The sequence below is a fragment of the Streptomyces sp. B15 genome (assembly GCF_018070605.1).
GTDB lineage: Bacteria > Actinomycetota > Actinomycetes > Streptomycetales > Streptomycetaceae > Streptomyces > Streptomyces smyrnaeus.
The window spans coordinates 1-12,114 of the sequence record NZ_JAGPXJ010000141.1; the positions used below are offsets into that span (position 1 = coordinate 1).

The following is a 12,114-nucleotide window of genomic DNA, read 5'->3' on the forward strand; positions in this document are numbered from 1 at the left end:
CTACGGACACCTGGAGGACCGGGACGTCCGGCGCGCCGTCGATGTCGCCGTCACCGCTGTCGAGCGCAACTGGGAGCGCCCCGAAGCGGGGCTGTGGGAGCTGGAGGAGCGGTGGTGGACGCACTCGCGGCTCAGCGTGGTGACCGGACTGCGCGCGCTGGCGGCCCAGCTGCCCGAACGCGAGGCCGAGCGCCCGCGCGCACTGGCCGAGACGGTACTGGCCCGGACCCGGGCCCGCTGCCTGCGCCCCGACGGGGTGTGGGCCCGTGCCGCCGACGACCCCTCGGTGGACGCCGGTGTCCTGCTGCCGCTGGCGCGCGGGTGCCTGCCCGGCGCCGATCCGAATGCGAGACGCACCGTCGCGGCCGTACAGCAGGAACTGGCCGAGGACGGCTATGTCTACCGCTTCCGCCACGACGGCCGCCCCCTCGCCGAGGCCGAGGGCGCCTTCCTGCTGTGCGGCTTCATGATGTCGCTGGTCACCCACCACCTCGGCGACCGCCCCGCCGCCTACCGCTGGTTCGAGCGCAACCGCGCCGCCTACGGGCCACCGGGGCTGTACGCCGAGGAGTTCGACGTCGAACAGCGCCAGATGCGGGGAAATCTGCCCCAGGCGTTCGTGCACGCGCTGATGCTGGAGAACGCGGTGCGGCTCGCCGGGTGAGCGCCCGCTGCGGCGCCGGGGCGTACGCCCGTCGGTCCGCCGGGGCCGGAGGAGCACGGTGCGGCCCCGCGAGAGTGTTTCTCGCCACTTGCGAGCCGACCTCGTGGCAGCTGAACGTACCCTCGTGACCAGCCTGTCCCGGCAGGGCCGGGTGGCCGTGCGAGCGACGAGGATGATGTCCGTGGATGCCAGCAGCCGTATCGAAGCGGTGTACGCCGAGGTTCTGCGCCGAAACCCCGGAGAACCCGAATTCCATCAGGCCGTGCGGGAGGTGCTGCACAGTCTGGAGCCGGTGCTGCGCAAGTACCCCGAACGCGCCGAGCCGAAGCTGGTGGAGCGGCTGGTGGAGCCCGAGCGGCAGGTCATCTTCCGGGTTCCGTGGACCGACGACGCGGGTGAGGTGCACGTCAACCGCGGCTTCCGGGTGGAGTTCAGCAGTGCGCTGGGCCCGTACAAGGGCGGACTGCGCTTCGTGCCGCAACTGTCGCTGGGCACCGTCAAGTTCCTCGCCTTCGAACAGATCTTCAAGAACGCGCTGACCGGGCTGGGCATCGGCGCGGGCAAGGGAGGCGCCGACTTCGACCCCAAGGGCCGCAGCGACGCGGAGGTGATGCGCTTCTGCCAGTCCTTCATGACGGAACTGCACCGCCACCTCGGCGAGCACACCGACGTGCCCGCCGGCGACATCGGCGTCGGCTCCCGGGAGATCGGCTACCTCTTCGGCCAGTACAAGCGGCTCACCAACCGCTTCGAGGCGGGCGCGCTCACCGGCAAGGGCATCGGCTGGGGCGGCTCGCACGCCCGCACGGAGGCCACCGGGTACGGCACCGTCCACTTCGTCCGCGAGATGCTCGCCACCCGCGGCGAGGACCTGGCCGGGCACCGCGTCGTCCTCTCCGGGGCCGGCAACGTGTCCCTCTTCGCCGTCGAGAAGGCCCAGGCGCTCGGCGCTCTGGTCGTCGCCTGTTCCGACTCCTCCGGCTATGTCGTGGACGAGGCGGGCCTCGACCTCGAACTGCTCAAGGAGATCAAGCTGGAGCGCCGTGGGCGGCTGGACACCTACGCCGAGGCACGCCCCGGCGCCCACTTCAGCACCCGCGGCTCGGTGTACGACGTGCCGTGCGACATCGCCCTGCCGTGCGCGACACAGAACGAGCTGACCGAGGAGCACGCCGTCAGCCTCGTCAAGAACGGGGTCAAGGTCGTCGCCGAGGGCGCCAACATGCCCTGCACCCCGGAGGCCGTCGGAGTGCTGCGCGAGGCAGGCGTGCGCTACGGCCCGGGCAAGGCGGCCAACGCGGGCGGTGTGGCCACCTCCGCGCTGGAGATGCAGCAGAACGCCGCCCGCGAGTCGTGGACGTTCCCGGAGGCCGAGTCCCGGCTGGCCGCGGTGATGCGGACGATCCACACCGAATGCGTCGCCGCCGCCGACGAGTTCGGCAGCGCCGACGACTACGTCCTCGGTGCCAACGCGGCCGGCTTCCACCGGGTGGCCGAGGCGATGCGCAGCCAGGGCGTGGTGTAGCGGCCGGTGCGGGGTGCCCCTGTCCGCCGCCGCAAGGCTGTCGGGTCACCGTGGCCGCTCTCGCGGTTCTCCGCGCTCTGACGGGGAGCAGCCCCCCGGTGCGGGCTCACGGGATGCGGTGCCGGGCGATGTGGCGGGCCGGGAAGGTCGCCGGGTCCTCCTGCCGTTGGTCGAGCGTGCGCTGCGCGAAGGTGACGCCCGACTCGGCGATCTCGTGCAGCGGGGCCAGCAGATCCACCGCTTCCGGACGTTCGGCGCCCGCCTCGACGCGGGCCCGCAGACCGGCCTCGCTCAACCGCAGCAGCTCGGCCGCCACCTCCCGCACCGGTCGCCCGGCCAGTTCGGCGGCCGGCCCCCGGCAGGCGATGTCGCGCAGCGCCGCACGGTGCTCGTCGGGGCCGATGCCGCGCAGCAGTTCCCAGGCCGCGGCGCGGGCCGGCGGGTGGTAGCTGAGCCCGGTCCAGAACGCGGGCACCGCGCCCAGAGCGCTGAACGGCGGGCCGTCCACGGCGCGCAGCTCCAAGGTCTCGCGCAGCCGCACGTCGGAGAAGACCTGCGACAGATGCGCCCGCCAGTCGGCGAGCCGGGGTCTGCTGCCGTCCCCGAAGCCCTGCCGCAGCAGCGTGCCGAACGGCACCCGGGGTGCCGCGCGCCGACCGCCGTCCGGTGCCGCACGGTGGATCATCGGCAGGTTCAGCGCCCAGTCGATGAACATCTCCACATCGACGTCCTCGCGCAGCATCATCGGGACGACGCCGGTGCGGGCCGGGTCCGTGCGGCTGAGATAGTCCATCCGCCGGGACAGCTGCCCGCACGGTCGGCCGCCCTCCAGCGGTGCGTTGACGAACAGCGCGGCTGCCGGGGTGGAGGCGGCGGCCTGGACCCGCAGCTTCTCCCGCAGATCGGCGAGCGAGGTGAAGTCGAGCGAGACCTGCGTCGAGAGGGCCAGCGACATCACCTGCACCCCGCCCGCGCCCGGCTTCCCCAGGCTCTCGAAGTGGCGCCGCATCAGCGGGGTCCGCGAGTGCGGCACCCACCGCACCTCTTCCGGAGCCGTGAACGGGTACTGGCCCCCGGGCACCAGGGCGAAGCCGAACCGGCGTGCCGCCGCCGCCAGTCCGCGCAGCGCACGGTCCGTCACCTCGGCCAGCTCGGTCACACTGGAGCACGGCGGGGAGGAGAACTCCACGGCCCCGCCGTGTTCCAGCGAGACCGTGCCGCCCTCCGGGAGCCGCACCGCCACCAGGGCCGCGCGGTCGTACCGGGGCACGGCGCCCGGCCGCTCGGCGGCAAGGTGCTCCAGCAGCGCACGGACTCCGTGCGGCCCCTCGTACGGCACCGCGGCACCGGTGGCGGGGTCCAGCGCCGCGGTCTCTACCTCGATACCGACCAGCTCGCCGGCGACACCGGGCCCGGCCCCGGACTGGTCGGGGCTCTTCTCGAAGACCTGGCGCAGCTCGGCCCGGGAGAGTGACGGGGTGACGGGGGCGAGAGCCATGACGCACCTCGGGAGAGTCGGCCAAGCGGTCGTCGGACGGGAGAAACGGAACCATCCCGCCGCCTCATCCGGCGGGTACCCCCGGCGCGCTACCGCAACAGCCAACCCCTTCAGGTGACGTCGCACCCCGCCTTCCCGCACCGGGGCGTCCGCACACGGCCGGCTGCGCCCTCACACCAGCCAGGCGCCCGTCGTGACCAGCCCGAGGGTCGCCCCGGCGGCCGTCTGCGCCACAGTGTGGTATCTCAACGCGATCCGCGACCAGCACACGGCCACGACCAACGGGCCGGCGCCCGGCAGCCACCACACCGAGTGCACCACCGCCAGCATCGCCACCACCGCCGCGGCCACCGCGGCGTCCACACTGATCTTCCAGACGGTGTTCACCGCCAGCAGGCCCACCGTCATCACCCACAGCGCGACCATCGCGATCAGGATGTCCCGCGGCGCCCGCCCCAGCACCATCACCAGCGCTCCCAGCCCCACCGAGCCGAGGATCACCAGGAAGATCGGCAGCCGCTGCGTCCGGTCGACCACATGCCGGTCGCCCCAGGTGCCGCGTCTTCGCTCCCACTCGATGTACGAGGCCGGCACGATGCCCGCACACAGCGCCGCGAACAGCCCCCAGGGGACGCCCGTCCAGTTCCCAGCCGCCGCGACTCCCAGCCCGGTCAGCCCCGCGAGCAACGCGTTGCGGGGCTGAAGAACGTCGGTGACCAGGCGTGCGGCTTTCACGGTGCGGGCTCCTCGCGGACAACGGCGGGCCCGCCGCGAGCGGCGCGGCGGGCGCCACCACCGTAGCCGGGCCCGCCGGCCGCGAGCCGGGCGCGGCTGCCGCGGGGGCGGGCTCTACCACCGCACAGCGGTGAAGTCGACGGGCCGCGGCCGCAGGGTGGCCACGCGCCGGACCAACCGCCGCATCCGCAGCGCCATCTCGGTCGCGGGCAGCCGCTTGCGCCCGCCATGGCCCGGCAGCAGCCACTCGAAGCGCAGCCCGTCCGCCACCCGCGCCAGCGAGGCGGCCAGCTCCTCGACGGAGTACCAGGTGACGCTCTGGGCGACCTCCAGGTCGTCCAGCGTCCGCGCCCAGTAGAAGCTGTCCCCGCTGAAGCAGTAGCGCTCGTCGGCGAGGTAGAGCACGCTGCCGCGCGTATGGCCGGGCAGCGGTACGGCGCGCACCCCCTCGGCGATGTCCGCGGGCGCCGTGCCACGCAGCACCTGGTCGGCGTCGGGGGCCGCGTCCAGGTCGCCCTCGTGGATCCACAGCCGGGCGCCCAGCCGGTCCGCCCAGCGGCGGCCGTGCGCCGCGTGGTCCCGGTGGGTGAGCAGCACGTCCGTGAACCGGCGGTCCGTCTCGTACCGGCGTGCCAGCGGTTCGCTGAAGCGCGGCGTGTCGATCATCATCCAGCTGCCCGACGGGCGCCGCAGCAGATAGGAGTTGGCGCCCGCGGTGTGCCTGGAGTTGTGCCCGCACAGCAGCACGTGCGCGTCGAGGGCGAGTGGGAAGGGGTCGGGTGCGGCCGGATCCAGCCGTCCGCCCGGCGGGCGGATCGAACGGGTGTGGCAGGCGAGCGCGGCGGCCAGCAACTGGCCGGCCTCCGTCTCGTTCTCCGGCTGCCGGACGAGCTCGGAGCGGCCCTCGCCCTCGCGGACGAGTTCGGGCGCGAGCTGACGGGCCACGTCGCAGTCGGTGCACCGCTCGTCCACGTACCAGCCGGTGCGCCCGGCCTCGTCGGCGCCGACGGTGGTCTCCATGGGAACTCCTCCTGGGTGTCCGCGCGCAGCAGCGGGTGCCGCACGGGCTCGCTGCGCTCCTCCAGCACACCCCGCGACCGGCCGGGAGCGAAAGGGCGCCTTCCGACCACCGCCCTTTGCCCCCGGCCGGGGACCCGCCCGGGTCCGGTCCGGAGTCCGGACCGGCATCCCGGTTCAGCGCCAGGTGATGCGGTCCGCCTTGGGCGGAGCGATCGGCTTCTCGGGCGAGGAGTGCTGCTTGAGGTACTCGACGAAGGCGGCCAGGTCACGGGTGACGGTCTGCCGGTCGGTGCCCTCCTTCAGCACACTGAAGCCGTTGCCGCCCTGGGAGAGGAAGTCGTTGACCGTCACCCGGTAGCTGCCCGACTCGTCCACCGGCTCGCCGTTCACCCGCACGGTACCGGCCAGCAGCCGGTCGGCACCCTCGCGCGACATGTCGACGTCGAACCGCAGCGCGTCGGAGATCTGCAGCACCTGCGGATAGCCCTGGTTGGCGCCGGAGAACTGCTGCCGCAACACGTCCAGCAGCTGCCTCCCGGAGAGCGTCATCGTCACCAGCGGATTGTCGAACGGCTGCACCTGGAAGGCCTCGCCGTACGTCACCACACCGTCGCCCTCCCGGCCGGAGGCGCGGTAGGTCAGGTCGGAGCGCACGCCGCCCCAGTTGAGCAGCGCCAGTTCGGCGCCGGCCTCACGGGTGGCCGCCACCTGCGCGTCGCTGATCAGATCGCCGAGCGGGGTCTCCGGATCGGGGGCGCCCCGGCCGGGGATGTCGGCGGAGATGTGGCCGACCGGTTCGTTCGCCAACTCCGCCGAGCGGGCCCGCCACTTCTCGACGACGCGGTCCACCCGCGGCTGCTCGGGAGTGTCGGTGCCGACGATCTGGGCCTGGACGCGGGCGGAGGAGCGCACCACGTCACCGGTCTCGCGGTCGATGTCGAAGCGCAGGTCGGTGAAGGTCCGGCCGAACGAGGCGGACTGGGTGACCAGCCGCGGCTGCCCCGCCGGGTCCTGGACGGTGCACATGTACGGCTCGTGCGAATGCCCTGTGACCAGCAGGTCCACCTTCGGCGAGGCCTTGGTGGCGATCTGCTGGACAGGGCCGTCGAGCCGGTCGGCCGCACCGTCCTTGCCGCAGGTGGCGTCGTAGTTCTTCCCGGGCGGCTGGGCGCCCTCGTGCACGAGCGCCACCACCGCCTTGACGCCCTTGCGGTCCAGTTCGTCCGCGTACCGGTCGATGGTGGCCACCTCGTCCTCGAAGACCAGGTCCTTGGTCATCGAGGCGCTCACGACGGACGGGGTGTCCTTCGTCGTCAGCCCGATGAATCCGATGCGCTCGCCGCTCGGCAGCTTCTTGATCCAGTACGGCGGAAGAATCGGCTTCCGGTCGGCCGCGGCCTTCCCGTTCCCCTTCCCGGCCTCGCGCGGCAACACGTTCGCCGCGAGATAGGGGAAGTCGGCACCGTCGTAGGGCTGTTCCGGGTCGGCGCAGCCGTCCTTGGGGTGGCAGCCGCCGGTGTCCATCCGCAGCAGCTCGGCGGGCCCCTCGTCGAACTCGTGATTGCCGACGGCGCTGACGTCCAGGCCCAGTGTCTCCAGTGCCTCGACGGTCGGCTCGTCGTGGAAGGCGGCTGACAGCAGCGGGCTGCCGCCGATCATGTCGCCCGCGGCGACGGTCAGCGAGTCGGCCCCCCGTGCGCGCTCCCGTGCCCGGTCCAGCAGCGTGGCGAGCCGCGCGACCCCGCCCGCCTGCACCTTTTCGGGCTCGCCGCCTGGACCGCTCCGGTACACCGCCCCGGCCGGGCCCGGTACGGCGTCCAGGTTGCCGTGCAGATCGTTGACGGCCAGGAGTTGAACGGGTGCCGTCCCGCCGGCGTCGCTCCGCGCCGACCCCTCGGCGGCGGCCGACAGGGCCGGTACGAGGAAGAGGGCCGCGCTCGCCCCGGCCAGGACGAGACGGCGACGTGCGCCGCGGGTACGCGGACGGGCGCGTGAGCGCAATGCTGATCCGTGCAACGGGGTGCCTTTCGCGAGTGCGGATCCGACCCGGTGGCGGCGGTCGCCGCCACCGGGTCAGATCAAATCGCTCGCACCCCCGCTGGACCCGCAGCATCGCCCATGAGCCACCCGTAGGAGTGGCTCGTCGCGGCGGAACCGCCGGGAGGGCCGGATGCCGACTACGCCGGGTAGGCCAGATACAGCAGAGCCGCCAGCACGCCGCCCAGGAGGGGACCGGCGACCGGGACCCAGGAGTAGGCCCAGTCGGCCTTGCCCTTGCCCTTGATGGGGAGGACGAAGGCGTAGGCGAGCCGCGGGCCGAGGTCACGGGCCGGGTTGATGGCGTAGCCGGTCGGCCCGCCCAGCGAGGTGCCGATCACCAGCACGACGAAGGCGACACCCGCGTAGCCCAGTGCGGAGTTGCCGAAGTCGGGAATGCCGCCGTTGCCCTCCCCGGGCTTGAACGTGGGGGAGAAGAGCACGAAGGCGACCAGCACGAAGGTGCCCAGCACCTCGGTGACCACGTTCCAGAAGCTGTTGCGGATCGTCGGCGCCGTCGAGAACACGCCGAGCGTGCCCGCCGGGTCGTCGTGGTCGTCGAACTGCAGCTTGTACGTGGCCCAGCACAGCACCGCGCCTATGACACCGCCGAGCATCTGCGCCAGCATGTATATGGGCACGTCGGACCACTCGGTCTTGTCGGCCACGGCGAGGGCGAGCGTGATGGCCGGGTTGAGGTGCGCGCCGCTGGGTGCCGCGAGACTCGCGCCCGTGAAGACCGCGAAGCCCCAGCCGATGTTGACGAACAGCACGCCCCCGCCGGTGCCGTTCGTCCTGCGCAGTACGTTGTTGGCGACAACGCCGGTACCCAGCATGACCAGTACCGAGGTACCGAGAAGTTCCCACAAGAAGATCGAGCCCGCGCTCATCCACTACCTCCACAACGTCGCGGCTCACACACCGTTCTCTCGACGGCGATGGGCGCGCACCCTACTTGCTGGACAGGGGCTGCTCCAGCCTGCCGACCAACAATTCCCGGCGGAGGCTCCGCGTCCGGTGCGCGCTCCCCTCAGGCGCGGGCTCCCCTCGAGGCGGGGGCGCTCCCCTTCGGGACGGGGGCTTCCCTTCGGGGCGGGACGGGGGCTCCCCTTCAGGCGGGGAGTTCGAGCAGCGCGAGAACCGCACCCTGCGGATCGCGGAGGACGGCGACACCCCGCCCCTCCCCGTTCACCCCCTCGTACAGCACGGTGGCGCCCTCCCGCCGGGCCACCGAGGCGGTCTCCTTCGCGTCCCGGGTGCCGAAGTAGGGCATCCAGAAGGGCTCCGCCTCGCGCTGCTCCGCTCCCAGCACGGTCCGGCCCGCCACCGCCTCCCCGAGCGGCTCGTCCGCGCCCAGGGCAGGCAGCCGGAACGCCGCGTAGTGCTCCTCGCCCGCAGCGGTGTACTCGGTGGTCCGCAGGCCCAGCACCGCCTCGTAGAAGCGGTCCGCCGCGCCGGTGTCGTGCACGGCGAGCTCCGCCCAGCACAGCGCGGACGGTTCGCGGTACAGGCCCGTGCCCAGATGCGCCCGGGGCTGCCAGAAGCCGACATGGGCGCCCGCGGGGTCCACCGCCACGACGGCGCGCCCGAGCACACCGAAGTCCTCGGGGCCATGGGTGACTTCGCCGCCCGCCGCCGCCACCCGGTCGGCGAGCTCGTCGGCGCTGTCGGTCGCGAAGGAGACGATCCAGCTCGCCGTCTCCTCGCCGTCCCCGTGGGTTCCGGGCTCGAACGGTGCGATACCGGCCACCATGTGCCGCTGCCAGGTGGCGTATCCGTAGTGGTCGTACGCCGGTCCCGCATGCAGATGCCCCCACCCCAGCACGGCTGTGTAGAACCGCTCGGACGCGGCCTGGTCGGGGGTGTGCAGATCGGCCCAGCAGGGCGCCCCCGGGGGGTAGGACATGGGCTCGGGCACCGGTGCTCTCCTCCCTGGGCGGTCCACCCGCTCGGCGCGCCGACAGCGCGGCCCGCCGTACGTCATTGTCGAACTGTACGCATTGACGGGTGAGTTGGGGGCGGCGGAGGATGCACGAACATCAGGTAAGGGGGCTGCGCGGTGCACAGTACGAACCCACGGGGGCCGGCCGGCACATCCGGGAACGGCCGAGGCGCTCGGGGCCGGGAGGACGCCATAGCCGTCGTCGGCATGGCGCTGAGGGTGCCCGGCAGCGCCGATCTGGACACCTTCTGGGCCAACCTGACGGCCGGTGCGGAGTCGGTGACCCGGTTCAGCGAGGAGGAGCTGCGTGCGGCCGGCATCCCCGCCTCCGTACTGGCGGACCCGCACTACATAAGGGTCAAACCGGTCCTCGACGACGTGGCCGGATTCGACGCCCGCTTCTTCGGCCTCACCCCTCGCGAGGCGCAGGTCCGCGACCCGCAGCACCGGCTCTTCCTGGAGTCCGCCTACACGGCCCTCGAACACGCCGGTTACGACCCGTTCCAGGTGCCCGGCACGGTCGGCGTCTACGGCGGTGGGGCGCCCAACTTCTACCGGGAGTGGAACGTCAACACCCACCCCGAGGCCACCTCGTTCCTCGGCGAGGTGGGCGTCATCGTCGCCAACGCCGCCGACTACCTCACCACCGCCGTCTCGCACCAACTCGGCCTCACCGGACCGAGCGTGAACGTGGCGACCGCCTGCTCCACGTCGTTGGTCGCCGTGCACATGGCGTGCCAGGCGCTGCTGGGCGGCGAGTGCGACGCCGCCGTGGCGGGCGGCGTCCAGGTCGAGCTGCCGCGCAAGACCGGCTACCACTCGGCCGAGGGCGGCATGTTCTCCGTCACCGGTCGGGTCCGCCCCTTCGACGCCGACGCGGACGGAACGATCTTCGGCACCGGCGTCGGTACCGTCGTGCTGAAGCGGTACGTCGACGCGGTGGCGGCGGGCGACCACGTCCATGCCGTCATCCGGGCCTCCGCCGTCAACAACGACGGCGCCCTCAAGGCCGGGTTCACGGCGCCCAGCGTCGAGGGCCAGGCCCTGCTCATCCGGCGGGCGATGCGCGCCCACGGCCTCGATCCCGCCGCCATCGGCTACGTCGAGGCGCACGGCACCGGCACCCGGGTGGGCGACCCCATCGAGGTGAACGCGCTCACCCGCGCCTACCGCGACCTGGGTATGACGGGCGTCCGCGTCTGCCCGATCGGCTCCGTCAAGGGCAACGTCGGCCACCTGGGGCCCGCGGCGGGCGTCGTCGGGCTCGTCAAGACCGTCCTGGCCCTCCAGGCCGGCCGAATACCGCCGAGCATCAACTACACCCGGCCCAACCCGGCCATCGACTTCGAGCACGGCCCCTTCTACGTCAACACCGAGCTGTCCGACTGGCCGGCGCACCACGACGTCCGGCTCGCCGCCGTCAGCTCCTTCGGGGTCGGCGGCACCAATGCGCACGTGGTGGTGGAGCAGCCGCCTGCCCACCCCGAGCTGAAACGCTTCTCCGCACCCGCCGACACCCGGCCCGCCGACTCGGCCGCATCAGCCACGTCGGCCGCACCCGTCGAGCCGGCCCGGCAGCGCCCGTCGCTGCTTCCCGTGTCGGCGCGGACACCCGAAGCGCTCGCCGACGCCACCCGCCGTCTCGCCGACCACCTCGAGGCCCACCCCGAACAGGACCCGGCCGATGTCGCCGCGACACTGAGCCTGGGCCGCCCGCACTTCCGGCACCGGGTCGCCGTGGTCCCCGGTACGGAAGGCGCCCCCGCCGCGCTCCGCCGCGCCGTCCGGACCGGGGCGACCTCCCGTCCCCAGGCCGGGGGAGGAGCCCCGGCACCCGCTGAAGGAGCGCCGGTCGCCTTCCTCTTCCCCGGCCAGGGCTCCCAGCACCTCGGCATGGGCCGCCGCTGCTACGAGCAGGAACCGGTCTTCCGCGCGGCCGTCGACGAGTGCGCCGAGCTGGCGCGCCCGCTGCTGGACACCGACCTGCGCGAGGTGATCTTCGCCGCCGACGAGCGCGGTGCCGCCGAGCGGCTGACCCGCACCAGCATGGCCCAGCCCGCGCTGTTCACCGTCGAGTACGCGATGGCACGGCAGCTGCTGGCGTGGGGACTGCGCCCGGCCGCCATGGTCGGCCACAGCGTCGGCGAATACGTCGCCGCCTGCCTCGCCGGTGTGTTCACGCTCGCCGACGCCGTGCGGCTGGTGGTGCGGCGCGGAGCGCTGGTCCAGGAGCTGCCCGGCGGCAGCATGCTGGCCGTCCCCGCGCCGCCGGAAGCGGTCGAGGGGCTGGCGGGCTGCGACATCGCCGCCTACAACGGCGCCCGGCTGACCGTGCTGTCCGGACCGGAAGCGGCGGTGGACGCCGCGCACGCGGCACTGGCCGAACGCGGCGTGACCGGCCACCGGTTGCACACCTCGCACGCGTTCCACTCGGCCATGATGGAGCCCGCGCTGGAACCGTTCGCCGCCGAGTTGTCCAAGGTCGAACTGCGCGCTCCGCAGCTGCCGTTCGTCTCCAACATCACCGGCGGGTGGATCACCGACGAGCAGGCGGTCGACCCCGACTACTGGACGCGGCACCTGCGCGCGCCCGTCCAATTCGCGCCCAGCGTCGCGCTGCTGCTGGAAGACAGCGAGCTGCTGTTCGTCGAGGCGGGTCCCGGCTGCCGGAGGCGACCGCCTGGGCGCGGGTC

Annotated in this window: 9 protein-coding genes; 3 read left to right on the forward strand and 6 right to left on the reverse strand. The window is 73.1% G+C overall.

The window, feature by feature from the left end; all coding sequences use genetic code 11:
* A partial coding sequence (locus KBY19_RS33995; RefSeq protein ID WP_247691710.1) for a glycoside hydrolase family 15 protein occupies positions 1–664 on the forward strand: 664 nt, incomplete at its 5' end.
* 172 nt (positions 665–836) lie between these two features.
* Positions 837–2,189 carry an NADP-specific glutamate dehydrogenase gene (gene gdhA / locus KBY19_RS34000; RefSeq protein ID WP_099885500.1) on the forward strand — a complete coding sequence of 451 codons (1,353 nt, stop codon included), beginning with the start codon at positions 837–839 and terminating at the stop codon, positions 2,187–2,189.
* Between the two features lie 106 nt (positions 2,190–2,295).
* Here gdhA and KBY19_RS34005 read toward each other — a convergent pair whose 3' ends face one another.
* From KBY19_RS34005 to KBY19_RS34030, 6 genes are all read right to left on the reverse strand, one after another.
* Positions 2,296–3,687: a glutamate-cysteine ligase family protein gene (locus KBY19_RS34005; protein ID WP_210967380.1), complete on the reverse strand. Its 1,392-nt coding sequence runs from the start codon at positions 3,685–3,687 to the stop codon at positions 2,296–2,298.
* A 171-nt stretch (positions 3,688–3,858) separates the two neighbouring features.
* On the reverse strand, positions 3,859–4,422 hold the full coding sequence (locus KBY19_RS34010; RefSeq protein ID WP_185018666.1) for a hypothetical protein: 564 nt from the start codon (positions 4,420–4,422) through the stop codon (positions 3,859–3,861).
* 114 nt (positions 4,423–4,536) lie between these two features.
* A complete protein-coding gene (locus KBY19_RS34015; RefSeq protein WP_099885503.1) occupies positions 4,537–5,442 on the reverse strand; it encodes an MBL fold metallo-hydrolase in 906 nt (301 codons plus the stop codon).
* Positions 5,443–5,616: 174 nt separating this feature from the next.
* Complete coding sequence (locus KBY19_RS34020) at positions 5,617–7,443, reverse strand: bifunctional UDP-sugar hydrolase/5'-nucleotidase (protein ID WP_210967381.1); 1,827 nt, start codon at positions 7,441–7,443, stop codon at positions 5,617–5,619.
* A gap of 176 nt (positions 7,444–7,619) precedes the next feature.
* Positions 7,620–8,369 carry an MIP/aquaporin family protein gene (locus tag KBY19_RS34025; RefSeq protein ID WP_099885505.1) on the reverse strand — a complete coding sequence of 250 codons (750 nt, stop codon included), beginning with the start codon at positions 8,367–8,369 and terminating at the stop codon, positions 7,620–7,622.
* Between the two features lie 221 nt (positions 8,370–8,590).
* On the reverse strand, positions 8,591–9,397 hold the full coding sequence (locus KBY19_RS34030) for a VOC family protein (RefSeq protein WP_210967382.1): 807 nt from the start codon (positions 9,395–9,397) through the stop codon (positions 8,591–8,593).
* A gap of 231 nt (positions 9,398–9,628) precedes the next feature.
* On the opposite strand from KBY19_RS34030, the gene KBY19_RS34035 reads away from it, so the two are divergent.
* Positions 9,629–12,114: type I polyketide synthase (locus tag KBY19_RS34035; protein ID WP_210967383.1), on the forward strand; the 2,486-nt coding region annotated here is incomplete at its 3' end.